Genomic DNA, 24,157 nt, shown 5'->3' with positions numbered 1-24,157 from the left:
CGGCGGACGAGCCGGCCGGGCGGTCGCGTCGGGTCCCTTCTGGGGGCCCGCCGAGGAACGTCCGGGCTCCACAGAGCAGGGTGGTGGGTAACGCCCACCCGGGGTGACCCGCGGGACAGTGCCACAGAAAGCAGACCGCCCACCGCTTCGGCGGTGGGTAAGGGTGAAACGGTGGTGTAAGAGACCACCAGCGACCGAGGTGACTCGGCCGGCTCGGTAAACCCCACTCGGAGCAAGGTCAAGATCGACACCCTCGGGTGTCGTGCGCGGGTGTTCGAGGGCTGCTCGCCCGAGCTCGCGGGTAGACCGCACGAGGCTGTCGGCAACGGCAGCCCTAGATGGATGGCCGCCTCCCCGGGCCGCGCAAGCAACCCGGGAGACAGAACCCGGCGTACAGGCCGACTCGTCCGCCGCCTTCGGGTTCTCCGCCATGCCCATTGCGCGCAATACGCGCTCGCGTGATCGTGTGCCAACTCTCCGTGATTTCCCGGCCCGTATTCCGGAATGAGGAACGGGCTGTCCGCTGATGATTCGTCGGCGTACCGTCAACTGCTGTTGAAGTCGTTCTCGTCGGCCCTTTGGGTCCGAAGGACGGCGAAGGGGCAGCCGCCTTTCGGCGACTGCCCCTCACTGATTACCGGACTGCCTCAGGGCCCGAGGACCCGCGGGACGGTCAGGCCTTGCCCCAGGTGCCGGAGGACCAGAGCGAGCCACCGTTGGCCGGGCCGCCACCCTGGCGGTAGACGACGAGGTTGCCGTCGGACTGGACCTTGGTGTAGGCGCCCGGGTTGTTCCAGGTGCCGGAGTCCCAGTACAGGTAGTTGTTGTCGGCCACGGCCAGGGCACCGTCCCCGGTCTGGACCGCGACCGCGTCCGGGTGCCCGTAGGTGCCGGACGCCCAGATGACGCCGCCGTCCTTCTTGCGGTAGAGCACCAGGTTGCCGTCACCCTGCTCGATCAGGATGGTGGTGCTGGACTCCAGCCAGGTGTTCTGCACCAGGCCCTGGACCTGCGGGGTGCCCTGGAGGCTGTCGGCCGGCTGGTCGACCCACTGGCCGTTGACGAAGGCCGGGAAGAAGCCGGTGTTGGTCCGCCAGTACGGGGTGCCGCCGGTCGCGGCGCCGACCAGCAGCTCGCCGCCGTCCAGCGCGAACACGGGGTTCGCCTTGCCCCAGGTGCCGGTGGACCACAGGGCGCCACCGAGGCCGTCGCCGCCACCCTGCTTGTAGACGACGAAGTTGCCGTCGGCCTGCATGACGGCGTAGGCGCCGTTGTTGCCCCAGGTCTTGCTGGACCACAGGGCCTGGAGCTGCTTGCCGTTGTCAGCGGTCAAGTAGAGCACCAGGTTGCCGTCGGTCTGCATCGACAGGGTGCTGTAGCCGACCTTGAGGCTGTCGCCCGGCTTCAGGGTGTCGCCCGGGTTCAGCAGGGCGTAGGTCGGGGTGATGACGGCGCCCGGAGCGGCCTGGGCCGTCTTGCTCTGCGTGATCTTCGGCATGGTCCGCGCGATCGGCGCGACCTTGGTGTTGACCTTGCCCTTGGGTGCCGGAGCGGCGGAAGCCGCCGGAACCGTGACGGCGGTCATGGCGCCGGCCGCAATCAGCAGCGCGGCGGCACGCTTGAACGTGCTCTTACGCATGGGTCCCCCCTCGAAGAGAAATGGCTGGAGCCGTGATGAATCCAGCGGAGAATTCATACACCCGGCCGCGGACAGTGTTGCAGCCGGGGTGGTCATCGCGCGACGCGAATTCCCACGAACTGTCAGCGGCCGTGCCCCGAAGCGCCGAAGGGCCCGGCCGCACGACGGCGGCCGGGCCCTTCGGGGCGGTACTGGCGGGGCGTCAGCCCACCGAGGAGTTGTAGCTCTCGATGGCGGGCTGGAGCTCCTTGGCGGCGTCGGAGAGCGCCTGCTGGGCGGTCTTGGTGCCCGCGATGGTCTGCTCGATCGCGGTCTCCACGCCCTTGCGGGCCTGCGGCATGACGCCGAGCAGGCAGCCGGCCGTGGCCGTGGTGGGCTTGGTGGCCTTCAGCTGGTCGATCGCGGTCTGGAACTGCGGGAACTTGCCCACCCACTCCTTGTCGGCGGGCAGGTCCAGCGCCTTGGAGTTGACCGGGAAGTAGCCGGTGCCGGTGTGCCAGACGGCCTGCTGCTCGGGGGCGGTGAGGAACTTCTCGAACTCCCAGGAGGCGCGCTTCTGGGCGTCGGAGTGGCCGGGGCCGGAGATCCACAGCGAGGCACCGCCGATGATCGGGCCGCCCTGGTCGCCGGCCGCGGTCTTCGGGAACGGCGCGGTGCCGACGGTGAACTTGGCGGCCTCGGTGTAGCCGCGCAGCACACCGGTGGACTCCAGGTGCATGGCGACCGTGCCGGCCTTGAACGCGGCCTGCGCGTCGGGGGTCTGCCGGCCGGTGTTGGCCGCGTAGCCGCCCTTGACCAGGTCGGCCCACCACTGGACGATCTCGGCGCCCTTGGCGGAGTCGAAGGCGACCTTGCCGGCCTTGCCGCTGCGGCCGTTGTCGGCGTCGCAGTACAGCGCGCCGTTCTCGGCCAGCAACTGCTCGACGAACCAGCCGTAGATGGCCGCGCCGAAGCCGTACCGGACGGTCTTGCCGCTGTCGTCCTTCTTGGTCAACTGCTTGGCCATCTCGCCGAGTTCGGCGAGCGACGTGGGCGGCTTGGCCGGGTCGAGGCCGGCCTCCTTGAACGCGTCGTCGTTCAGGTACAGCAGCGGCATCGAGGAGTTGAACGGCATCGACTGCAGCTTGCCGCCGACCGAGTAGTAGTTGCGGATGTTGGCCTGCAGGTCGTCCAGCGAGAAGCCGTCCTTGTCGGCGAACGCCTGCGCCGGGACGGTCTGCTTGGAGTCGATCATGAAGCGGGTGCCGATGTCGTAGACCTGCACCACCGCGGGCGTGGCCTTCTGCTGCACCGAGGCCTTGTACTTGGCGATCAGGTCGTCGTAGGTGCCCTGGAACAGCGGCTTGACCTCGATCTTGCCCTGGTGCGCGGCGTTGAACTGGTTCACCAGGGCGGTCAGCTGCTCGGCGTTCTTGCCGGTCATCGAGTGCCAGAACTCGATGCTGGTCACGCCGGACGCCTGGTCCAGGGCGGAGGCGGCCGGGGCGCCGGCCTCCTCGGAGGAGCCGCCGGAGCCGGTCGAGCTGCAGGCGGTCAGGGCCAGGCCGGACACCAGCAGCGCGGCGAGCGCGCGGGCACTTCTCTTCACGGGTTCTCTCTCTTCTGCGAGGGTGGGTACCGGGAGCGGTGGTACGGGCACGGCGAACTGAGCGGTCGTCAGCGGACGGCGCCGGCGGTCAGACCGCGGACGATGAACCGCTGGCCGAACAGCACCAGCGCCAGCGTGGGCAGCAGCGACAGCACCACACCGGCCAGGATCAGGCCTGGGTCGGCCATCTCGGAGTCCCGCAGCGAGGACAGACCGATCTGCAGGGTCTGCATGTTGGCGGTGCGGGTGATGATCAGCGGCCAGAAGTACTGGTTCCAGGCCGACAGGAAGACGTAGATGGCCAGTGCGGCCAGGGACGGCTTGTTCAGCGGCACCAGGATCCGCCACAGGAACCGCCAGTGGCCGGCGCCGTCGATCCGGGCGGCGTCCCGCAGCTCGCCCGGGAACTGACGGAACGACTGCCGCAGCAGGAACGTCCCGAACCCGGAGGCCAGGAACGGCAGCACCAGTCCGAAGTAGGTGTTCCCCATCCCCCAGCCGGACAGCGTCAGGTAGTTGGGGATGATGATGGCCTCCCACGGCACCATCAGGGTGGCCAGGAACAGGCCGAACACCACGGCCCGGCCGCGCATCGGCAGGAACACGAAGGCGTATGCGGCGAGCACCGAGGTGAACAGCTGGGCCAGCGTGATCAGGCCCGCCACCAGCAGCGAGTTGCCGTACTGGCGCACCAGTGGGATGGCGTGCACGGCGCCGGTGAAGTTCTCCCCGGTGATCGAGTGCGGCACCATCGCGGGCGGGTAGCTGGCGATCTCGTCCGGGCGCATGAAGGCGCCGGCGAAGACGTAGTAGACCGGGAAGGCGACCGTCAGCACGGCCACGGCGAGCACCGCCCAGACCCCGACCCGGCCCAGCGTGTCACGGACCCGCAGCGGCGGGCGGGCGGTGCGGGCGGGCTCGGTGACGGCGGGCGTCTTGGTGAGGGTGGTCATGCGTAGTGCACCTTCCGCTCCAGGACTCCGAACTGCACGGCGGTGCAGCACAGCACGACCACCATCAGCACCACGGCCTGCGCGCTGGCGGTGCCGAAGTCGCTGGAGCCGTAGGCGAACGCCTTCTCGTACACGGAGTAGACCAGGGTCCGGGTGGAGCCGTCCGGGCCGCCCTTGGTGAGGATGTGGATCTGGCCGAAGCTCTGCAGCGCGTTCACGGTGGAGATCACCACCAGGAAGAACAGGCTCGGGCCGAGCATCGGGACGGTGATCGACCGGGCCAGCCGCAGGCCGGAGGCGCCGTCCAGCCGGGCGGCCTCGGTGATCTCGCCGGGGATCGAGCCGATGCCCGCGGAGAGCACCAGCACGTTGTAGCCGAGGTTCATCCAGATCGTGGAGATCGCGATGGACACCAGCGCCCAGTCGGAGTCGGTCAGCCAGCCCACCGGGCCCAGACCGAGGTGCGACAGCAGCCCGTTGAGCACCCCGCTGGCGGGGTTGTAGAACACCGAGAAGACCACCGAGGCGCTCGCCACCGAGAAGGCGAACGGCAGGGCGAAGGCGGATCGCAGCAGCCGCACGCCGCGGATCCGACCCTCCATCAGCAGCACCAGCAGCAACGCCCCGAGCACCCCCGGGACCACCGTGAACAGCACGAACAGCGCGGTGGTGACCAGCGTGGTGCGGAAGTCCGCCGAGGAGAGCAGGTCGGTGTAGTGCTTCATCCCGACGTACTTGGAGGGCGCGCCGAAGAGGTCGTTGGCGTGCGCGCTCAGGTAGAAGGTGCGCCCCAGCGGATACACGATGAAGAGCGTGAAGACCACTACCGAGGGCAGCAGGAAGGCCCAGGCGAGCCCGTGCTCGCCGAGACGGCGCCGCGGCTCGGGTGGGCTTGATGCGGTCGGCATGGTGCGCGTCCGCCTTTCATGACGTCGGTTCCGGCCAAACCGTGTCGTCCTTGAACGACGGGTCGGCAAGGAGAGGGTGAGCGGAGGGTTTCGCGCATATTACGCGTTCGCGTCACATCCGACAGGAGGGCTGCCGCCACCCCGTTACCGTCCGTTCCGCGCCCTCCGGGAGCCGTTGTTCCGTCAGGTCTACCGGCCGGTAGGAATACTGACTTCCGATCACTGTGCGTGGCAAGGCTTCGGACGCGTCCGATTGATCTTCAGTTGTCGTGGGGGCCGGAGGCCGGGCCGCTGCCCGGTCTGCTCAGCGCAGCAGGCGCCGCTCCTTGGCGATCGCGACCGCGCCGGAGCGGGTGTCCACGCCGAGCTTGGCGTAGATCCGGCCGAGGTGGGTCTTGACGGTGGCCTCGCTGATGAACAGCGCCCGGGCGATCTCCCGGTTTCCGAGGCCCTGGCCGAGCTGGTCGAGGATGTCCTGTTCACGGTCGGTGAGTTGGGGCAGGGGGGAACGCATCCGGGCCATCACCCGGGACGCGACCGGCGGGGACAGCGCCGGCCGGCCCGCCGCGGCCGAGCGGATCGCCGCGAACAGCTCGGCCGGGCGCTCCGCCTTCAACAGATACCCCGTTGCGCCCGCGTTGATGGCCCGCGTGATGTCGGCGTCGGTATCGAAGGTGGTCAGCACCAGGACGTGGCTGTCGCCCGGGCCGGCCAGGATCCGCCGGGTGGCCTCCACCCCGTCTGTTCCGGCGCCCAGTTGAAGGTCCATCAGCACCACGTCCGGCCGCAGGCGGGCGGCAAGCGTCACCGCCTCCTCGCCGGTGCTGGCCTCGCCGACCACCTCGATCGCGCCGTCACCGGCCAGCAGCGCGAGCAGCCCGGCCCGAACCATCGCGTGGTCGTCGCAGATGAGCAGCCTGACGGTGTCGTTGTCGTTCATGGACCCTCCGTGCGGTGCGGTGCGGGCTGGTGCGAGCAGTTGGGACGTGGTGTCAGCGGACCTCCGGTGGGCTGCCGGGTGGGCTGCCGGGTGGGCTGGCGGGTGGGCTCTCCAGGGGGATGGCGGCCGAGACCACGGTGCCCTCGCCCGGGGCCGACTCGACGGTGAGCGTGCCGCCCAACTGCCGCAGCCGGGCCCGCATCGCCGGCAGCCCGTGCCCGCGCCCGCCGCGCCCGCCGGCCGGACCGCCGACCGGACCTCCGCGTCCGCCGACTGGCCCGCCGCGTCCGCCGACCGGCCCGCCGCGCCTGCCGACCGGCCCGGCACCTTGGCCGCTCGCACCGCCGGGCGGCGGGGTGAAGCCGCGGCCGTCGTCCGCGACGTCCAGCACCGCCTGGTCGCCCAGGTAGGACAGCGTGATCGAGGCCCGGCCGGCCCGGGCGTGCTCCCGGACGTTGGCCAGCGCGCCCTGGGCGATCCGCAGCAGCGCGGACTGCGCGGCGGCGGGCATCGGCGCCGGGCTGCCGTCCAGTTGGAAGCGGACCGGCAGGCCGCTCTCCGCAGCCTCCCGCTCGGCGAGGGCGGCCAACGCGGCCTCCAGCGTGCCCTGTTCGGCGAGATCGGCCGGGGCGAGGTCGTGCACGAAACGGCGGGCCTCGGCGAGGTTCCGGGCGGTGATCGCGGCGGCCGTCCGGACGTGGCCGCGGGCGGCCGCCGCATCCTGCTCCCAGGCCAACTCGGCTGCCTGCAACAGCATGTGCTGGCTGGACAGGCCCTGGGCGAGGGTGTCGTGGATCTCGACGGACAGCCGCTCCCGCTCGGACAGCACGCCCTGCCGGTGCTCCACGGCGGCCAGCTCCCGGCGGGCCCGGATCAGGTCGATGATCAGCTTGTGCTGCCGGGCACCCTGCCGCTGCATGTACAGGAACACCGCGGTGGCCAGCGCGGCGACCGCCGGCGGCAGCAGCACCAGCGTCGGATCGGCGCCGGGCAGCCGCAGTTGGGACACCATCACCAGCGCGGTGAGCGCCGAAACCAGCGGGATCGCCGTCCGTGGCGGGAAGGCCCGGAGCACCGTGTACACCAGCGGGACGGCGCACCAGGCGAAGCTGGGTGCCATCAGCACCAGCACCGCCCAACTGCCCAGCGCTGCGGCCAGCCAGGCCTGGCGACGCTCGGACAGGCCGGACAGGTGCCCGACGGCGAGGGCGATGCTCAGCGCGATCACCCACGGCGTCAGCGGGCCGGCCAGGTGGTGTGTCAGGTAGCGCGTCAGCGAGGTGCCGAGCAGCAGCACGAACACCAGCCGCATGACCATCGCGAGCCAGCCCGCGTCCGGGTCGGCCGCCCGGGACAGGGGGAGACGCATCACGGCCGACCTCCTTTCGCACGCTGTCGGCACCGGCGGGTACGTGCCGGCACTTGGATGGTGCCCGCGGATCACGGTTCGCACATCAACCGATCGGCTGACACGGCTGTCGTCCATCATGCTCCGCCGGTCCAGCCGGTTCGCCGATCCGCGGCAGGGGTCCGGCCGCGAACCATGGAGAGCGAGGCCGGAGCACCCCAGCAGTCCGGCACCGAACCACCGATCCAGGAGCCGAAGATGAAGAAGCTGAGCACTCGTACCCGCGTTGTCACCGGTGCCGTCGCGGTGGCCGCGGTCGGGGCGAGCGTGGTCGGCGCCGTCTCCGCCAGCGCCGAGACGCCGCAGGTCGCCCCCGCCGCCGCGTCCGACGTCCAGAACAAGAACACCTTCGAGACCTCGCACCTGACGGTCGAGGCCGCCACCAAGGCCGCCCAGGCCAGCCTGGACGCCGCGGCCAGGGCCGGCCAGAAGATCTCCGTCGCGGTCGTCGACCGGAACGGCAATGTGATCGTCGAACTGCGTGGCGACGGCGCCGGCCCGCAGTCCTTCGAGTCCGCCCAGCGCAAGGCCTACACCGCGGTGTCCTGGAACGCCCCGACCTCCGAGCTGGTCAAGCGCCTGGCCCAGGCGCCGAACCTGAAGGACATACCCGGCACGCTGTTCCTCGGTGGCGGCGCCCCGGTCCAGCTGAAGGGCGCCCCGATCGCGGCCGTCGGCGTGGCCGGCGCCCCCAGCGCCGACCAGGACGAGCAGTTCGCCCAGGCGGGGGTCGCCGCGTTGAGCAAGTGACGCCCGGCGGACGAGCCGGTGGCCCGCTCCCGGAGGAGCGGGCCACCGGCCCCAGCGGTGCGAGGCGGTTCAGACCTCGCGGAGCGGTCGGTCGGATGCGTGGTAGGCGCACAGCGCCCAGATCACGAAGATGTCCAGTGCGATCAGCACCAGCGACCACAGCGGGTAGTAGGGAATGTCGAGGAAGTTGTCCACCAGGCTCAGCGCGGCGAAGAACACACCGGCGATCCGGGCCCAGGCCAGGCCTCTGAGCACGAACACGCCGGTCAGCGCGACCAGCGCGCCGATCACCAGGTGGATCCAGCCCCACGAGGTGAGGTCGAACCGGAAGACGTACCGGGGTGTGGTCACGAAGATGTCGTCCTCGGCGATCGCCATGATCCCGCGGAACACCTCCAGCAGACCGCTCACCAGCATCACCACACCGGCGAACAGCACAGTCCCGGACACCCAGGGTCTGTTCCCGGGGGCCGGTGCCCCGAGCGACCCGGACGATGCCGGGGTCGGGCCGACGGACGAGCTCATGGGAAACCTCCTTGGCCGAAGTTGACCTGTGACGACCCTCGGCCCGTCCACCCGCCGGGGCACCCGGACGACCCCATTCGGGTGACCCCGGCACCGCCCGCACCCCCGTCCCGGCCCACCCGTCCCGGCCCCGCCGCGTACCGGATCGCCCCGGCCCCGCGCGCTGTGTTTACTGGTCACAGTGCCCGGGCGCCCGGCAAGGAGGTGCCGAAGCCATGGCCGCCACCAGCTGGAACGACCTGCCGCAGCCGCTGCGCCGCGTGCTGGACGGCACGCCCGCCGCCGTCGCCGTCCTCGACACCCAGCTGCGCTTCCGCTACGTCAACCCGGCGCTGGCCGCCATGAACGGCCTCCCCGCCGAGCAGCACCTCGGCCACACCGTCGCCGAACTGTTCCCCGGCCTCGACGCCCGCGAGGACCTGCTGCGCGAGGTGCTCACCGACGGCCGCCCCCGCGAGATCACCTCCAGCGGCCACACCCGGGCCGGCTCCCCGCAGCACCGCCGCTACTGGTACGGCGCCTACCACCGGCTGGAGACCGCCGGGCAGCCCGTCGGCCTGGTCGGCATCCTGCTCGAGGTCACCGCCAGTCACCGGCAGCAGCACGAACTCGAACAGGCCCGGGCCCGGCTCGCCCTGCTCGACACCGCCGCCACCCGGATCGGCACCACCCTCGACGTGGAGACCACCTGCGGCGAACTCGCCGCCTTCCTCACCGACCACCTCGCCGACGCCGCCACCGTCGAACTGCTGCCGCACCCCGACAGCCAGCACGCCCGCCCCCTCCCCGACGGCGGCCGCCGACTGCTGCGCACCGCCATCACCGCCCGGCCCGACCTGCTGGAGCGGGTCCGGGTGCTCGGCGAACGCGGCGAGTACGTCGACTACGGGCCCGACGCCGCCGTCCCGCGCTGCCTGGCCGAGGGCCGCCCGGTGATCGAGAACCGGCTGACCGAGGCCGACGCGCGCCGCACCGCCCCCAACGCGGAGCGGGTCGCCGACTTCCGGACGCTCGGCGTCCACTCCGCGATGGTGGTGCCGCTCATCGCCCGCGGCCACCGGATCGGCACCGCCACCCTGCTGCGCACCGACCCCTCCCCGGGCTTCGGCGAGAACGAGGCGGTCGCCGCCCAGGACCTCGCCGTGCGCGCCGCGATCAACCTCGACAACGCCCGCCGCTACAGCCGCGAACACGCCGTCGCCGTCGACCTGCAGCGCGCCATGCTCGCCGAACCCGGCAGCCCGCACCCCGACATCACCGTCGCCTTCCGCTACCGCCCCGCCGGCACCAGCGCACTGATCGGCGGCGATTGGTACGAGACGGTGGCGCTGCCCGACGGCCGCACCGTGCTGGCCATCGGCGACGTGATGGGCCACGGCATCGAGGCCGCCGCCGACATGAGCCACTACCAGGCGATGCTGCGCGCGATGGCCCTGCTGGAGCCCTCCGCCGACCGGCTGCTGGCCCGGATGGACGGCCTGGCCGGCGATGTGCACGACTACCGCCCCTCCACTTGCCTCGCGGTGTACGCCGAGCCCGCCCGCGGCCGCTACTGCTTCGCCAGCGCCGGCCACCTGCCGCCCGCCGTGGTCCGGCCCAACGGCGAGGTGGCGCTGCTGCCGGTGGCACCCGGCCCGCCGCTCGGCACCGGCCACAACGGCTACGTCCCGAGCTACGCGGCCGTCCCGCCCGACCACACCCTGCTGCTGTTCACCGACGGCCTGGTCGAGCGCCGCGGCGAGGACATCGACCGCTCGCTGGAGCGACTCACCGACCGGCGGCTGCCCGCCGGGGCCGGCCCGGAACGGCTCCTGGACGCGGTGCTGGCCGGCGCCCCCGACCCCGCCGAGGACGACATCGCGCTGCTCGCCGCCGCCGCCCGGCCGCGCCCAGGGCAGGCGGGCAGCCAGGAGGTGCTGACCGCGCTGACCGGCGGGCGGTGGCAGCCGCTGCGCCGATGACGGTCGCTGCGCCGGTGGCAGCCGCTGCGCCGATGACGGCCGTCACGAGGTGAGCGAGCGGAGCGCGAGCGTGCGCAGGCCGGCCAGCCGGGTCCGGTCGAAGCCGTGGTAGACCGCGTTGGTGCAGAGCACCACGTAACGGCCGGTGTGCGGGGCGAGGAAGAGACTGGTGCCGGTGAAACCGTGGTGGTAGGCCACCGAGTCGTCGGCGGTGACCAGCCAGGCGAGCCCGCGGTGCAGGCCGGGTTCGACGGCGGCGCAGGGGCGGCGGCTCTCGGCGAACCAGTCCGCCAGCGGGCTCGCCCCGGCCAGCAGGTGCTCGGCGTAGACGGCCAGGTCGGCGGCGGTGGAGAACACCCCGGCGTGGCCGGCCACCCCGCCGAGCAGCGCGGCGCTCGGGTCGTGCGGGGCACCCCAGGTGCGGGGCGCGTCGCGCAGGCGCTGCTCGGTCGGGGCGAGCTGCGGGTCGCGCGGCAGCGGTCCGTAGGCGGTGGCGGTCAGCCCGAGGTCGCGCCACAGTTCGTCGGCGAGCAGGTGCAACGGGCGGCCCAGCAGGGCGGGCAACAGCAGGCCGAGCAGGATGAAGCCGCGGTCGATGTAGCGGTACCGGCTGCCGGGAGGGCTGACCAGCGGCTCCGCGCACAGGTGCTCGATCAGCGGGCGGCCGGTGTGCTCGTAGCCGGCCAGGCCGGTCCAGGGGAGCAGGCCGGAGGTGTGGCAGAGCAACTGCCGCGCGGTCAAATCCCCGCCAGGGGAAGGCAGTTCGGGAAGGTGCTCGCGCAGCGGGGCGTCCAGGTCGAGCCGGCCGGTGCGGACGGCGACGCCGACCAGCGGCCAGGTGGCGAGCACCTTGGTGAGCGAGGCCAGGTCGTAGCGGGTGTGCGCGCCGGGCCGGGCGTCGCCGCACTCGGGGGCAACCAGGCCCTGCCCGACGGTGACCCGGCCGGCCCTCGCCTCCCCGACGATCAGCACCCCGCCGGGGAACAGCCCGGCATCCACGGACTCGGCGAGGCAGGCGGCGAGGGCAGCAGCAGCGGCGGCCACCCAGGAGGACGGCGGCGGAACGGGTGGCACGGCATCCCTCTCGTCCGGACCGGCGGGGACTTCGTTCGCATTCTCGCCCGCGCGGGACGGCGGAGGCCAGGCTGTGGGCGGGGCGCCGGGCGTCTTGCGTGCTTGGCGCATCGGGCTTCGCCCGGGTCGGTCGGTGGGGTTCGGGTGGCGGGCGGGGTGTCGCGTTGAGTTGCCTGCTTGCGCGGGACGGCGGAGGCCAGGCTGTGGGCGGGGCGCTGGGCGTCTTGCGTGCTTGGCGCATCGGGCTTCGCCCGGGCCGGCCGCCGGAATCCGGGTGGCGGGCGGAGCGCCGAGGGGGGTGTTGCCCGCCCGCGCGGGACGGCGGAGGACATCCGGCCGACGGCGCGTCATGGGTGCTGCTCGGTTCGGCGCCCCGCTTCGGTGCCGGTGCCGGTGCCGGTGCCGGTGCCGTTGCCGGTGCCGGTCGGCGGAATCCGGGTGGTGGGCGGGCCTTGGGCGTGCCGCGCGGCCGAAGTGTCGAGCTGTCGCCCGTGGCGCACGGTGGAGTCCATGGGTCGTCAGGCGTGCTGCGTGGCCAGGGTATTGAGGACGGCCAGCGCGCGGTCGGCGTCGGCGGCCGGGACGAACAGGTGGTCGTGGTGGAAGCCCGCCACCACGTTGCAGCTGATGCCGTGTTCGGCGAGCGCGCCGGCGACGGCGGCGGTGAGGCCGACGGCGTCCAGCGCGGAGTGCACCCGCAGGGTGATCCAGGCGGCGGTGAAGGCGTGCGGCAGGCCGAGTGACTCGGCCTCCTCCTCGAGGACGACGAAGGTGACGCCCTCGGGTTCGGCCACCGTGACGATCGGCCGCAGTCCGGCGGGGACCCGGCCGGGCAGTGTGCAGTACACGTAGCGGCCCGGGTTGAGGATGGGGCTCAAGCCGGAGAGCAGCTGTCGAAGATCGCGTTCGCCTGCCATGGCCGTCACCGTAGTGGCTGCGGACGGCGCGGCGGGAGCGCTGCGGGGGCGTGTCGGTGTCACTCGTGGACGCGGGCCGCGCCGAGCTGCCGGGCGATCGACGTCCAGGTCACCGGTTCGAGGGGCGGGATGCCGGGAAGGACCGGTGGCCGGCCGAGGGAGGAGCCCAGCCAGCTCTCCCAGGACTCAAGGAACCCGGCCAGCGAGCCGCTCGCCCAGCCCCCGCCGTCCCCGGCCCACAGGCCGCGGGCCTGCCGGTCCGTCGTCCAGGCGCGGTCCCGGGCGTAGTCGGCGGCCAGGGCGCGCAGCCGGGCTCGCAGTTCGCCGGGGGTGGCCACCGGCGGCTCGTCGCCGAGCGGGGCGGGGTCGGCGGGCCCGGCCGTCGGTGCGGCGAGTGCGCCGAGCAACTGATCGGCCAGGCCGGTCCAGCCGGGGGCCGGGGCCCGGTCGGGGAGGGTGGCGGCCCACCGGAGCAGCACGTCGTCCACGTCGGGCGCGTCCGGGCCGAGGTTCGCGAGGTGTCCCGAGAGGCGCCGCAGCAGGGCGGTGAAGTCTTCGCCGGTCTCGACCGTGTTCGTCATCGCGTTCGTCACGGAGCGAGGTTAGGCGCACACGGGCGCTCCGCTCGACCGGTTATTCGGCGGCCGACTGTCGGAAGGGGTTGTCGAACGACAGTTACCGATATATCGTCGAGTTATCGAGATGCTTCGACGATCGGAGTGTCCGACAACCATGGAGAGCAGGTGTCCGTCATGCGGTACGACAAGCGCTACGGCGAAGAGGGCCGGCGTCGCTGGGCCGAGGGCCTGGGGCGGCCGGGTGTGACCGGGGAGGGTGAGGGGTTCGAGGTGCGGGCGGCGTTCGGGCCGTTCGGGGCGCCGGGGCGGCCGATGCCGCCGTTCGGTCCGGGGTTCGGGCCGCGCGGGCGTGGTTTCGGTGGCCACGGGATGCGCGGGCACGGCGGTCGGCGCGGTGGGCGGGCCCGGCGGGGTGATGTGCGGGCCTCGCTGCTCGCGCTGCTGCGGGAGCGCCCGATGCACGGCTACGAGATGATCACCGAGATCGGCGAGCGCACCGGCGGGATCTGGCGGCCCAGCCCGGGTTCGGTGTACCCGACCCTCCAGTTGCTGGAGGAGGAGGGGCTGATCAAGGCCAACGAGGAGTCCGGCAAGAAGCTGTTCGAACTGACCGAGCAGGGCCGGGCCGAGGCCGAGCAGGGCCCCGAGTCCCCGTGGGACGAGGCCGGCCGGCAGGGAGACTGGGAGGCCGTGCAGGAGGTCGGCGCCGCGCTCGCGGCGGTGGACCACGCGGTGCGCCAGGTGATGATGACGGGCACCGAGGAGCAGCGGGCCAAGGGCCTGGCGGTGCTGGCCGAGGCGAAGAAGAAGCTGTACCTGATCCTGGCCGAGGAGGCCTGAACCGGCAGGAGGCCTGAACCGGCAGGCGGCAGCAGGAGGCGGTAGAGGTCAGCCGCTGGCGGCCTCGTCGTACTCGTAGCGCCAGCGGAACCGGCCCTTGGCGTTGTACTCCTTGGCCCGCCGGTAGACCAGCGTGACGGCCGGGGTGTCCCCGTGCGCGGGGACGGGCACCCGGTAGACCTTCGGTACGGACTGCAGCGGGCTCAGCAGGATCGGCAGCACCCTGCCGTCCAGCGGGCCGCCGAGGAATGCGGTGTCGGCGCTTCTCACCGCTCCAGGGTAGGGCGACGGGCGGGATGTCCGGTGCGGGCGGGTGTGTCCGTCGCGGCGGCGGCAGGTGTGACGGGGACGGCACCGCCAACGGTCATTCGGAGGGCTCCGGGACCCTTATCCTGCTACGTACGCCCCCGGGGGTTGCCCCGGGTCCGCGGGCCCGTACGGGCCGGGTGAGGTGCGCCGAGGTGCGCCCGCCCGCCGAGCGCGACTCTCGTACTCCGTACCCGCCCCCGGACGTCGGCCGGCCGGAGAACCCGGCCCCGGTCGACGGCAGACGCCCCCGCACGTGGTGCACCGATTCGGGAAGCAGCGAGCGGCTCCGTGTGTTGGCGTCGTTTGTTGCGTAGGTGGCCGTGCCGTACCAGGCGCGGCAGCTCAGCGGGTGCGGAAGGGGCCAGATGGAAGCCAGCAGCAGGTGGACGTCCTGGTGGCGGCGGGACCGGAAGCAGGACGACCCGGGCGCCGGAGAGGACACGGCTGCGAAGCTGGATCTGCTGCTGGGGGCGGTCCGGGCGGGGTTCCCGGTGGCGCCGGCGGCGCACCCGGAGGGGTACCGGTGTTCGTGCGACCGGGTCGGCTGTCCGGCCCCGGCCCAGCACCCGGTCTCGTTCGCCTGGCAGTCCCAGGCCACCGTGGACGCCGAGCAGTTGGCCCACTGGCTGACGCGTGACCCGGAGGCGAACTTCGTCACCGCGACGGGCCGCGCGCACGACGTGCTGGACGTGCCGGCCGAGGCCGGGGTGCTGGCGCTGCGGCGGCTGGACGTGCTCGGTGTGGGCGGCCCGGTGGCAGCGGTCGGCGGCGACCGGTACCTGTTCTTCACCGCCACCCGCGGCACCCCGCAGGACGAGGACGAGTGGTGGCCCAGCGCGCTGGACTCCACCCCCGAGACGGTCTCCGAGCACCCGGGGCTGCGCTGGCACTGCCGAGGCTCGTACACCCTGGTCCCGCCGGCCGCGCTGACCGACGGCTCCCGGGTGCGCTGGCTGCGCGGCCCCGACCAGCCGCTGCCGGACCCGCTGCGGGTGCTGGACGTGCTGACCGACGCGTGCACCGAGGTCGGCGCGGTCGCCGAGGAGCAGTGGCTGATCGGCTGAGCCGCCGCAGGCCCCCGGCGCAGGTCCGGGCGCAGAGCCGACACGGCGCAGGAACGACAAGGCGCAGGAACGACAGAGCGGCCCGTCCCCCCAGGTGGGGTGGCGGGCCGCTTCGGCGTTCCGAACGGTCAGGGCAGGGTGAGGATCTCCGCGCCGTCCGCGGTGACCAGCAGGGTGTGCTCGAACTGGGCGGTGCGCTTGCGGTCCTTGGTGACCACCGTCCAGCCGTCCGGCCAGATCTCGTAGTCGTAGGTGCCCAGGGTGAGCATCGGCTCGATGGTGAAGGTCATGCCCGGCTTGATCACCTGGGTGGCCCGCTCGCTGTCGTAGTGCGGGATGATCAGGCCGGAGTGGAACGAGGTGTTGATGCCGTGGCCGGTGAAGTCGCGGACCACGCCGTAGCCGAACCGCTTGGCGTAGGACTCGATGACCCGCCCGATCACGTTGATCTGCCGGCCCGGCTTGACCGCCTTGATCGCCCGGGCGAGGGATTCCCGGGTGCGCTCCACCAGCAGCCGGGACTCCTCGTCCACGTCGCCGCACAGGTAGGTGGCGTTCAGGTCGCCGTGCACCCCGTGGATGTACGCGGTGGCGTCGATGTTGACGATGTCGCCGTCCTGCAGCACCGTCGAGTCCGGGATGCCGTGGCAGATCACCTCGTTGATCGAGGTGCAGACCGACTTCGGGAAGCCCCGGTAGCCGAGGTCGGACGGGTACGCGCCGTGGTCGCACATGTACTCGTGGGCGACGGCGTCGAGTGCGTCGGTGGTGACGCCGGGGGCGATCAGCTTCGCGGCCTCGGCCATCGCCTGCGCCGCGATCCGGCCGGCGATCCGCATCTTCTCGACGGTCTCCGCGGTCTGCACCTCGGGGCCGGTGTACGGGGTCGGCGCGGGCTTGCCGACGTACTCCGGACGCGCGATGTGCGCGGGGACCTTGCGGGTGGGGGACAGGGTGCCGGGTACCAGAGCCATGACCGCGAGTGTATCGGCCGCCTTCCGGCCGCCCCCGGCCGTGTGCGCGGCCGGGCCGCCGGGAATGATCACTGCTGACCGCCGCGGCCGCCGCCGCGGGGCCCACCGGAACGGGAGACGAGACGATGGTGTTCGGCCGCAGCAAGCCCACCGGGCAGCCGGGGGAGTGGTTCTACTGCATCAAGCACGGCAAGGTCGAGGAAGGCCCGGAGTGCCCCGCCAAGGACCGGCTCGGCCCGTACGCCACCCGCGAGGAGGCCGCGCGCGCCCTGGAGACCGCCGCCGAGCGCAACCAGGAGTGGAAGCAGGACCCGCGCTGGAACGACGAGGAGCCCGAGAACAAGGGCTGACGCCGCGTCACACCCCGGCCTCGGCCCCGGCCCGCGTCACACCCCGGCCTCGGCGGCCTGCCGTTCGTGCTGGGCCCGCACCGCCAGCGCGTGCGGGTCGGTGCGGGCGTCCCAGGCCAGCAGCTTCGGGATGGACGCCGTCAGCGCGAGGACGCCCAGCACGCACATCACGCCACCGGCCCAGATCGAGGCCCGCACGCCGACCAGCGCGGCCATGCCGCCGGCCCGCACCTGGCCGAGCTGCGGGCCGACCGAGTACGACAGGACCTCCACCCCGGCGAGCCGGCCGCGCAGCTCGTCGGGGATGGACTGGTTCCAGATCGTCGACCGGGCCACCCCGCTGATCTGGTCGGCCGCGCCGGCCAGCGCCAGGCACAGCAGCACCAGCCAGATGTTCCCGACCAGGCCCGCCAGCGTCATCGACACGCCCCAGCCGAGCGCCGCGAACAGCAGCATCCGGCCGTGCCGGTGGATGCGCGACAGCCAGCCGCCGGTCGCCGACACCGCCAGCGCGCCGACCGCCGTCGCCGCGTACAGCAGGCCCAGCGCCCACTCGGCGTCCAACGAGGCCGCCAGGAACGGGAACACCGCGACGGGGAACGCGAACAGCATCGCCACGGTGTCGATCGCGTAGGTGCCCAGCAGGTCCTTGCGGCTCCACGCGTAGCTCAGGCCCTGCCCGAGGCTGCGCAGCGAAGGCCGGTCGGCGCTCTCGGCGGGAGGGACCGGGCGCATCCGGACGATCATCGCCAGCGAGACCAGGAAGGTCAGCACGTCCAGTGCGTAGGCGCTGTGCGCCCCGGCCACCGCGACGACCACGCCCGCGAGGGCCGGGCCGGCCACCGAACCGGCGTTGCGGTACAGCGAGATGAGGGTGAACGCGGCGGGCAGGTGCTCGTGCGGGACGACGCGGGGGATCATCGCGTCCAGTGCTGGTCGCTGCACGCCGTCCAGCGCGGCGGTCAGGGCTCCCACCAGGTAGATCGGCCACAGCATGGGGTGCGGCAGCAGCGAGTTGGCCAGCAGCAGCGTGGCCATCAGCGCCAGCCCGACCTCGCTGAGCAGCACCAGGCGGCGGCGGTCCAGTGCGTCCGCCAGGGCGCCGCCCCACAGGCCGAACACCACCAGTGGCACCAGCTCGAACGCGCCGACCAGGCCGACCGCGAAGGTCGAGTCGGTCAGCTGCTTGATCTGGATCGGCACCGCGACGTAGGTGAGGAGGCTGCCGAAGACGGAGACGCAGCCCGACGTCCAGAGCAGCCGGAAGTCCCGGGAGGCGCGCCAGGGCGTCAAGTCCGGGATCAACTTGTGGAGGAACCGGGCGTCGGAGGTCACATGGTCAGATGCTGCGGGAAGCGGACGGAACGGGGCAACAGGTTTTTCTGCCAGCCCGTCAGATCGTCACCAGCGCAGCACCGGGGAGGCGGTCAGCCGCTCCGCCAGCCGGGCCAGCCGGGAGCGCGGCGGCACCGTCGAGGTGGCCGAGCTGACCAGGTGCTGGACCAGCTCGAACGGTTCCGGCTCGGCGTCCGGCACGGTCAGCCGTTCGTGCGCCAGCGCCGTCAGTTCGGGGTCGCCGTCGTCCAGGGTGAGCAGCACCGCGCCGGCCCGGCGGGCGCCGTCCAGCCGTTCCAGCAGGGGCGCGTCGGCGGGCGCGGGGGCGACCAGCAGCACCGTCGCGCCGGCCCGCGCCTCCGCGAGCCGGGGCAGCCCGCACGCCAGGTGGTCCGGTGCGCCGGCCGGCACGGTGTGCCGCAGCAGGGTCGGGACGAGCTCCGGCACTCCGCCGTACGCGGCCTCGTCGCTCAGGTGCGCGGCCAGGTGCCACGGCTCGTAGAGGGGGGTGCCGACCAGCAGCAGGCCGGTGGCGCTGCGCCGGGTGACCGAGCCGCGCAGCGCGGAGGCGAAGGCGCCTGCCCGCTCGGGCCAGCCGGTGCCGGACAGCGACTGCCGGAGTGCGGAAACTCTCACCGCGTCCATGCGCGACAGAATGCCGCCCGGACGGGCCGTTTGGCAGGATCTTCCGCATGACGCAACCCGATTCAGTGAACGCGCCCGCCGCGCCGGGCCGACAGCTCCCCGACGTCTCCGAGCTCGTGGTCGGAGTCCTCGGCGGCACCGGTGACCAGGGCCGCGGCCTGGCCTACCGGCTCGCCAAGGCCGGCCAGCAGGTGATCATCGGCTCCCGCAGCGCCGAGCGCGCCGAGGACTGCGCCACACAACTCGGCCTCGGTGTCCGCGGCGCCGACAACGCGCGGTGCGCCCGGGAGAGCGACGTGGTGATCGTCGCGGTGCCGTGGGACGGCCACGCCGAGACGCTGACCTCGCTGCGCGCCGAACTCGCCGGGAAGATCGTGGTGGACTGCGTCAACCCGCTGGGCTTCGACAAGCAGGGCGCCTACCCGCTGCAGGTCCCGGAGGGCTCGGCCGCGCAGCAGGCCGCCGCACTGCTGCCGGACTCCACCGTCACCGCGGCCTTCCACCACCTGTCGGCGGTGCTGCTGCAGGACGAGTCGGTGGAGATGATCGACACCGACGTGATGGTGCTCGGCGAGGACCGCGCCGCCACCGAGACCGTGCAGGCCCTGGCCGGCCGGATCCCCGGCATGCGCGGCATCTTCGCCGGACGGCTGCGCAACGCCCACCAGGTGGAGGCGCTGGTGGCCAACCTGATCTCGGTCAACCGCCGCTACAAGGCGCACGCCGGCCTGCGGATCACCGACGTCTGAGCCGACGGGTGAGCCCCGCGCGCCGCGGTGTGACCCACGCCGCGGTGCGCACCGGCCACCCCCGGCCGGTGCGGGCTGTTCGGTCGGCGAGAATGGCGGAGCCACACCGCCCGCCCGAGGAGTCCCGCCATGCCCCGCAACGCCCTGTACGCCACGATCGTCCTGGTCCTGGCGGTGACCGCCGCGGTGGTCTCGTTCGTCGAGGGCAACTGGCTCGGCGTGGTGTGGGTCCTGATGGCCGGCGTGGCCAGCAACATCGCCTGGTTCTACCTGCGCAAGGACCGCGCGGAGCGGGCCCGGGCCCAGCAGCCGCAGGCCCAGTAGGCGTCGCGGCGCGGGCCCGGCGGCTCCTCGCTCAGTAGGTCTTCCAGAAGCTGAACAGCAGCCGGCCGACCGTCGCGTACTGCGAGTCCGCGCCGAACACGTCGAAGATCCCGATGGTGAGGTCGTACAGCCACTGGCCGACCTGGCTCTGCCACACCAGCGCGAACAGCAGCAGCATGCCGTAGGGCGCGTACGGGGCGATCGCCCGCCGGGTCCGGTGCGACAGCCAGGGCTCGATGATGCCGTAGCCGTCCAGGCCGGGCACCGGCAGCAGGTTCAGGATCGCCGCGGTCACCTGGAGGTAGGCGAGGAAGCCGAGGGCGGCCGGCAGCGGGGAGAACGACAGTTCCTCGCCGTCGTAGTGGGCCGGCACGTTCGGGTTGTCGAACCAGCCCTGGCTGACCGCCACCAGCAGCAGGATGCCGAACAGCGCGTTCACCAGCGGGCCGGCCGCCGAGATCAGGCTGTGCTTGAGCCGGCCGGAGATCCGGTCCCGCTCGATGTAGACCGCGCCGCCGGGAAGGCCGATGCCACCCATCAGCACGAACACCACCGGCAGCACGAAGCTCAGCACCACATGCCCGTACTTCAGCGGGTTCAGCGTCAGGTAGCCCTTCATGCCGACCGTGATGTCGCCGCCCGCCAGCGCGGTGCGCGCGTGCGCGTACTCGTGCAGGCAGAGCGAGACCATCCAGCCCGCCACCACGAACAGGAAGATCCCGAACCGGTCGTTGCCCCAGCCGGTGGCCAGCGCGAAGCCGGCGGCGACGAAGGTGCCGGCCAGCGCCAGGAAGATCGGGCTGACCCGGCTCTCCGCGCTGCGCTGGCCGGTGCTGGCGTAGGTCATGGCGAGAAGGCTCCGGAACATGGGGGTCGGGCGGACGTCCGATGATGCCGGGCGCCGGGCGCACCGGACAAGCGGCTCAGGATGAACGGACGGCAGCGGCCGGGCGTTCCGTACGGATGCGCGCCCGGGGCTCCGGGCGCGTCCCGCAGAATGGGCGGGTGCATTACGGGATCCTCGGCACCACCACCGCCCACCACGACGACGGCACGCCGATCGCGCTCGGCGGCGCCCGGCTGCGCGCCCTGCTCGCCGCGCTCGCGCTGCGCCAGGGCCGGCCCGTGCCGGCCGAGCTGCTCGCCGACGAGGTGTGGGCCCAGGAACCGCCGCAGGACGCCGCCGCCGCGCTGCAGACCCTGGTCGGCCGGCTGCGCCGCACCGTCGGCCGGGCCGAGATCGGCTCCGGGCCGGCCGGCTACTGGCTGACCGGCCCGCACACCGACGTGGCCGAGTTCCAGCGCCTGGCCGCCGACGGCGTCCGCGCCCTCGCCGACGGCGACCCGGCCGCCGCCGCCGACCGGCTCACCGCCGCCCTGGCCCTGTGGCGCGGCCCCGCGCTCGCCGACCTGCCCGACCGCACCGCCCCCGCCGCCCGCCTGGAGGCCCAGCGCGAGGACGCCCGCCGGCACCGGCTGACCGCCCAACTGGCCCTCGGCCGGGCCGCCGAGGTCACCGCCGAACTCGCCGAACTCTGCCGCGACCACCCGCTGGACGAGCAGCTCCAGGCCCTCCAACTGCGCGCCCTGCGCGCAGCCGGGCGCACCGCCGAGGCGCTCTCCCGCTACGAGGAGATCCGCCGCACCCTCGCCGACCGGCTCGGCACCGACCCCGGCCCCGAACTGCGCGCCCTGCACCGCGAGTTGCTCACCATCACGCCCGAACCCCCGCGCGTCCCCGCCCCGCCGGTCGCGGCTACTACTGGCAACCTTCGCCCCGGCCGCACCAGCTTCGTCGGCCGCGAGGGCGAACTCGCCACCGTGGCAGGCGCGTTGACGGCCGGCCGACTGACCACCCTGACCGGCCCCGGTGGCTCCGGAAAGACCCGGCTGTCCGTCGAGGCCGGCCGCCGCGAACAGGACACCGCCAACTGGCCCGGCGGCGTCTGGCAGGTCGAACTCGCCCCGCTGGACGACCCCGCCGCCGTCCCCGACGCCGTCGCCGCCGCGCTCGGCCTGCGGGAGACCGTGCTGCACACCGGCGGCACCGTCGCCGAGGTGATCGAGGGCGGCCGCAAGGACCCGGTGCGCCGGGTGGTCGACCACCTCGGCCGCCGCCGCATCCTGCTGCTGCTCGACAACTGCGAACACCTCGTCCAGGCCGCCGCCGACCTCGCCGACCGGCTGCTCGCCGACTGCCCCGGCGTCACCGTCCTCGCCACCAGCCGCGAACCGCTCGGCGTCCCTGGCGAGACCGTGCTGCCGGTCGAACCGCTGCCCGACCCCGCCGCGCTGCGCCTGCTCGCCGAACGCGGTGCCGCCGCCCGCCCCGGCTTCCGCACCGACGAGGACCCGGAGGCATGCGCCGAACTCTGCCGCCGCCTGGACGGCCTGCCGCTGGCCATCGAACTCGCCGCCGCCCGGCTGCGCGGACTCACGCCCCGCCAGCTCGCCGACCGGCTGGACTCCAGGTTCGCCCTGCTCACCGCCGGCTCCCGCACCCTGCTGCCCCGCCAGCAGACCCTTCGCGCCGTCGTCGACTGGTCCTGGGACCTGCTCGGCCCGCGCGAACACGCCGTGCTGCGACGGCTGTCGGTGTTCGCCGGCGGCTGCACCCTGGAGGCCGCCGAGGCCGTACTCGCGGACACCGAAGTGCCCCGTACGGAGGTCGCCGACCTGCTGCTCTCGCTGGTCGACAAGTCCCTGCTGGTGGCCGGGCTCGGCGAACAGCCCCGCTACTGGATGCTGGAGACCATCCACGAGTACGCGGCCGAGCGACTGGCCGAGGCCGCCGAAACCGGGGCCGCCGACCGGCACACCCGGCACTACCGGGAACTCGCCCGGACCACCGCCCTCCGCCTGCGCGGACCCGGCCAGCTCGACGAACTCGCCCGGCTGGACCGCGAACAGGAGAACATCCGGGCCGCGCTGCGCCGTGCCGTGGACGCCGAACAGGAGCAGGAGGCCCTGGTACTGGCGCTGTCGATGGCCGGCTACTGGGCGCTGCGCGACTACCGCACCGAGTCCCGCGGCTGGTACGAGACGGTCGCCGCGCTCGGCCCCGACCCGTATGCCGACGGCGCCCCGACGCCCGTCCCACTCACCACCGGCCCGCTCGACCAGCCGCCGCCGCTGCCGCCCGAGCAACTCCAGGAAGGCCGCCGCCAGCTCGGGCTGCACCGGCTGATCGGCATGTTCTCCGGCGACCTGGGGATGCTCGACGACCCCCACGCGCTGAACACCGCCCGCCGGATCCTGGAGGTCTACACCCCCGACCTGCCGCAGGCCTACCGGGTCCCGGCGCTCAGCCGGGTGTTCGCGGTCTTCCTCACCGGCGAGATGGACCGCACCCGGGAGGTGCTGGACGACGCGGTGGCCGGCGCCCGCCGCCACGGCGCCCCCAGCGACCTGGCCTACGCCCTGCAACTGCGCGCCCGGCTGCTCAACGACCTGGCCGGCGGCCTCCCGCAGGCGGTCGCCGACAGCGAGGAGGCGCTCGCCCTGTACACCGCGGAGGGCGACCTGTGGGGCAGCTCCGACGCGCTGGCCGCGAAGGCCGAGAACGCCACCAAGTCCGGTGACAGCGCGCTCGCCGAAAGGGCCTTCCGGGAGGCGATCGAACTGGCCACCCGGCTCGACGCCCGCCAGGAGGTGCCGCTGCTGCGCGCCCGGCTCGGCGAGGTGATCGCCGAGTCGGACCCGGAGGCCGGCGAGCGAATGATCCGCGACGCCGTCGCCGAGGCCGCCGTGGACGCCCGGGACGCCGACGGCGCGCGACTGTACGGCCGGCTGGTGCTGTGCAACCTGTGCGTGCAGCGCGGCCAGTACGCCGAGGCGCTGGCCGCGCTGGACGAACTGGCCTCCGAAGCACCCACCCGCGGCCCGCTGCCGTGGGTGTTCGCCGGCATCGTCACCTGCATCCGGGGCTGGGTGACGGCCCGCGCAGGCGACCCGCGCACCGGCCTGGAGATGATCCGCCAGGGCCGCCGCGCGATGGCCGAGGTGGAGGGCCGGGCCACCGTCTTCGTCGAACACATGGCGATGATGCTGCTCATCCCGCTGGCCGCCGTCCTCGCCGAACTCGCCCGGCAGGAAGGCACCTTGGCGGCCGCCCGGCGCGGCGCGGAACTGGTCGGCGCGCACGACGGCCTCAGCGGCGCCTCCGGCTCCTTCATGGAACGCGCCGAACGCGCCCGCTGCGAGGCGGCGCTGCGCGAACTGCTCGGCGAGGAAGGCTATGCGACGGCACACCAGCAGGGCGGGCGCCTCACCCTGCACGAGGCGTCCGCCCTGATGAACGATCCGGGGGAGTTCTGAGGCCGGCTC

24 protein-coding genes and 1 other RNA gene are annotated in these 24,157 nt (G+C 73.2%); 9 read left to right on the top strand and 16 right to left on the bottom strand.

All coding sequences use genetic code 11. From position 1 onward, the window contains the following. Window positions 1–7 precede the first annotated feature (7 nt). Window positions 8–410, top strand: an RNA gene (gene rnpB, locus ACFV18_RS10270) — RNase P RNA component class A. A gap of 263 nt (window positions 411–673) precedes the next feature. On the opposite strand, the gene ACFV18_RS10265 is transcribed toward rnpB, so the two are convergent. The 6 genes from ACFV18_RS10265 to ACFV18_RS10240 form a co-directional block, all read right to left on the bottom strand. Continuing rightward, window positions 674–1,639 carry a hypothetical protein gene (locus tag ACFV18_RS10265; RefSeq protein WP_380481398.1) on the bottom strand — a complete coding sequence of 322 codons (966 nt, stop codon included), beginning with the start codon at window positions 1,637–1,639 and terminating at the stop codon, window positions 674–676. Window positions 1,640–1,841: 202 nt separating this feature from the next. Beyond that, the gene (locus ACFV18_RS10260) at window positions 1,842–3,227 is read right to left on the bottom strand and encodes an ABC transporter substrate-binding protein (protein ID WP_380481396.1); all 1,386 of its coding nucleotides are present in this window, start codon (window positions 3,225–3,227) and stop codon (window positions 1,842–1,844) included. A gap of 68 nt (window positions 3,228–3,295) precedes the next feature. Continuing rightward, window positions 3,296–4,180: a carbohydrate ABC transporter permease gene (locus tag ACFV18_RS10255; RefSeq protein WP_380481394.1), complete on the bottom strand. Its 885-nt coding sequence runs from the start codon at window positions 4,178–4,180 to the stop codon at window positions 3,296–3,298. Further along, the gene (locus tag ACFV18_RS10250; protein ID WP_380481392.1) at window positions 4,177–5,088 is read right to left on the bottom strand and encodes a carbohydrate ABC transporter permease; all 912 of its coding nucleotides are present in this window, start codon (window positions 5,086–5,088) and stop codon (window positions 4,177–4,179) included. The genes ACFV18_RS10255 and ACFV18_RS10250 overlap by 4 nt, the downstream gene beginning before the upstream one ends. A 304-nt stretch (window positions 5,089–5,392) precedes the next feature. After that, window positions 5,393–6,028 (bottom strand): response regulator, encoded by a 636-nt coding sequence (locus tag ACFV18_RS10245; RefSeq protein ID WP_380481390.1) that lies wholly within the window; start codon window positions 6,026–6,028, stop codon window positions 5,393–5,395. Between the two features lie 52 nt (window positions 6,029–6,080). Further along, complete coding sequence (locus ACFV18_RS10240; protein WP_380481388.1) at window positions 6,081–7,397, bottom strand: sensor histidine kinase; 1,317 nt, start codon at window positions 7,395–7,397, stop codon at window positions 6,081–6,083. A gap of 237 nt (window positions 7,398–7,634) precedes the next feature. On the opposite strand from ACFV18_RS10240, the gene ACFV18_RS10235 reads away from it, so the two are divergent. After that, on the top strand, window positions 7,635–8,186 hold the full coding sequence (locus tag ACFV18_RS10235; protein ID WP_380481387.1) for a heme-binding protein: 552 nt from the start codon (window positions 7,635–7,637) through the stop codon (window positions 8,184–8,186). Between the two features lie 69 nt (window positions 8,187–8,255). On the opposite strand, the gene ACFV18_RS10230 is transcribed toward ACFV18_RS10235, so the two are convergent. Then, window positions 8,256–8,636: a hypothetical protein gene (locus ACFV18_RS10230; protein WP_380481385.1), complete on the bottom strand. Its 381-nt coding sequence runs from the start codon at window positions 8,634–8,636 to the stop codon at window positions 8,256–8,258. 290 nt (window positions 8,637–8,926) lie between these two features. On the opposite strand from ACFV18_RS10230, the gene ACFV18_RS10225 reads away from it, so the two are divergent. Then, window positions 8,927–10,672 (top strand): SpoIIE family protein phosphatase, encoded by a 1,746-nt coding sequence (locus ACFV18_RS10225; protein ID WP_380481383.1) that lies wholly within the window; start codon window positions 8,927–8,929, stop codon window positions 10,670–10,672. 42 nt (window positions 10,673–10,714) lie between these two features. Here ACFV18_RS10225 and ACFV18_RS10220 read toward each other — a convergent pair whose 3' ends face one another. The 4 genes from ACFV18_RS10220 to ACFV18_RS10205 all read right to left on the bottom strand — a co-directional run bounded on the left by ACFV18_RS10220 (window position 10,715) and on the right by ACFV18_RS10205 (window position 13,256). Then, on the bottom strand, window positions 10,715–11,746 hold the full coding sequence (locus ACFV18_RS10220; RefSeq protein WP_380481381.1) for a serine hydrolase domain-containing protein: 1,032 nt from the start codon (window positions 11,744–11,746) through the stop codon (window positions 10,715–10,717). Between the two features lie 347 nt (window positions 11,747–12,093). Further along, on the bottom strand, window positions 12,094–12,258 hold the full coding sequence (locus ACFV18_RS10215) for a hypothetical protein (RefSeq protein WP_380481379.1): 165 nt from the start codon (window positions 12,256–12,258) through the stop codon (window positions 12,094–12,096). A gap of 6 nt (window positions 12,259–12,264) precedes the next feature. Continuing rightward, complete coding sequence (locus tag ACFV18_RS10210; RefSeq protein ID WP_380481377.1) at window positions 12,265–12,663, bottom strand: ACT domain-containing protein; 399 nt, start codon at window positions 12,661–12,663, stop codon at window positions 12,265–12,267. Between the two features lie 59 nt (window positions 12,664–12,722). Beyond that, window positions 12,723–13,256 (bottom strand): hypothetical protein, encoded by a 534-nt coding sequence (locus ACFV18_RS10205; RefSeq protein ID WP_380481375.1) that lies wholly within the window; start codon window positions 13,254–13,256, stop codon window positions 12,723–12,725. 159 nt (window positions 13,257–13,415) lie between these two features. Here ACFV18_RS10205 and ACFV18_RS10200 point away from each other — a divergent pair, with 159 nt between their 5' ends. Beyond that, window positions 13,416–14,081 (top strand): PadR family transcriptional regulator, encoded by a 666-nt coding sequence (locus tag ACFV18_RS10200; protein WP_380481546.1) that lies wholly within the window; start codon window positions 13,416–13,418, stop codon window positions 14,079–14,081. Between the two features lie 48 nt (window positions 14,082–14,129). Here the strand turns inward: ACFV18_RS10200 and ACFV18_RS10195 are convergent, their stop codons facing one another. After that, window positions 14,130–14,351 carry a hypothetical protein gene (locus ACFV18_RS10195; protein WP_380481373.1) on the bottom strand — a complete coding sequence of 74 codons (222 nt, stop codon included), beginning with the start codon at window positions 14,349–14,351 and terminating at the stop codon, window positions 14,130–14,132. A gap of 404 nt (window positions 14,352–14,755) precedes the next feature. On the opposite strand from ACFV18_RS10195, the gene ACFV18_RS10190 reads away from it, so the two are divergent. Continuing rightward, a complete protein-coding gene (locus tag ACFV18_RS10190) occupies window positions 14,756–15,454 on the top strand; it encodes a bifunctional DNA primase/polymerase (protein ID WP_380481372.1) in 699 nt (232 codons plus the stop codon). Window positions 15,455–15,582: 128 nt separating this feature from the next. Here ACFV18_RS10190 and map read toward each other — a convergent pair whose 3' ends face one another. Beyond that, a complete protein-coding gene (map, locus tag ACFV18_RS10185; RefSeq protein WP_380481370.1) occupies window positions 15,583–16,428 on the bottom strand; it encodes a type I methionyl aminopeptidase in 846 nt (281 codons plus the stop codon). 125 nt (window positions 16,429–16,553) lie between these two features. Between map and ACFV18_RS10180 the strand changes: the two genes are divergently transcribed. Next, a complete protein-coding gene (locus tag ACFV18_RS10180) occupies window positions 16,554–16,778 on the top strand; it encodes a hypothetical protein (protein WP_380481368.1) in 225 nt (74 codons plus the stop codon). A 36-nt stretch (window positions 16,779–16,814) separates the two neighbouring features. Here ACFV18_RS10180 and ACFV18_RS10175 read toward each other — a convergent pair whose 3' ends face one another. Together ACFV18_RS10175 and ACFV18_RS10170 are read right to left on the bottom strand one after the other, a co-directional pair. Next, window positions 16,815–18,113: an MFS transporter gene (locus tag ACFV18_RS10175; protein ID WP_380481366.1), complete on the bottom strand. Its 1,299-nt coding sequence runs from the start codon at window positions 18,111–18,113 to the stop codon at window positions 16,815–16,817. A gap of 66 nt (window positions 18,114–18,179) precedes the next feature. Then, on the bottom strand, window positions 18,180–18,758 hold the full coding sequence (locus ACFV18_RS10170) for a hypothetical protein (protein ID WP_380481364.1): 579 nt from the start codon (window positions 18,756–18,758) through the stop codon (window positions 18,180–18,182). 47 nt (window positions 18,759–18,805) lie between these two features. On the opposite strand from ACFV18_RS10170, the gene npdG reads away from it, so the two are divergent. Both npdG and ACFV18_RS10160 read left to right on the top strand, forming a co-directional pair. Beyond that, complete coding sequence (npdG, locus tag ACFV18_RS10165; protein WP_380481362.1) at window positions 18,806–19,507, top strand: NADPH-dependent F420 reductase; 702 nt, start codon at window positions 18,806–18,808, stop codon at window positions 19,505–19,507. A gap of 129 nt (window positions 19,508–19,636) precedes the next feature. Beyond that, window positions 19,637–19,831: a hypothetical protein gene (locus tag ACFV18_RS10160; RefSeq protein ID WP_380481361.1), complete on the top strand. Its 195-nt coding sequence runs from the start codon at window positions 19,637–19,639 to the stop codon at window positions 19,829–19,831. A gap of 31 nt (window positions 19,832–19,862) precedes the next feature. Here the strand turns inward: ACFV18_RS10160 and ACFV18_RS10155 are convergent, their stop codons facing one another. Then, on the bottom strand, window positions 19,863–20,678 hold the full coding sequence (locus ACFV18_RS10155; RefSeq protein WP_380481359.1) for a site-2 protease family protein: 816 nt from the start codon (window positions 20,676–20,678) through the stop codon (window positions 19,863–19,865). 158 nt (window positions 20,679–20,836) lie between these two features. On the opposite strand from ACFV18_RS10155, the gene ACFV18_RS10150 reads away from it, so the two are divergent. Next, window positions 20,837–24,148: an ATP-binding protein gene (locus ACFV18_RS10150; RefSeq protein WP_380481357.1), complete on the top strand. Its 3,312-nt coding sequence runs from the start codon at window positions 20,837–20,839 to the stop codon at window positions 24,146–24,148. Window positions 24,149–24,157 lie beyond the last annotated feature (9 nt).

The sequence above is a fragment of the Kitasatospora sp. NPDC059673 genome (assembly GCF_042734215.1).
Taxonomy (GTDB): Bacteria; Actinomycetota; Actinomycetes; order Streptomycetales; family Streptomycetaceae; genus Kitasatospora.
Note: the sequence above shows the minus strand (reverse complement) of the source record. Positions and strands in the feature narration are given on the sequence as shown.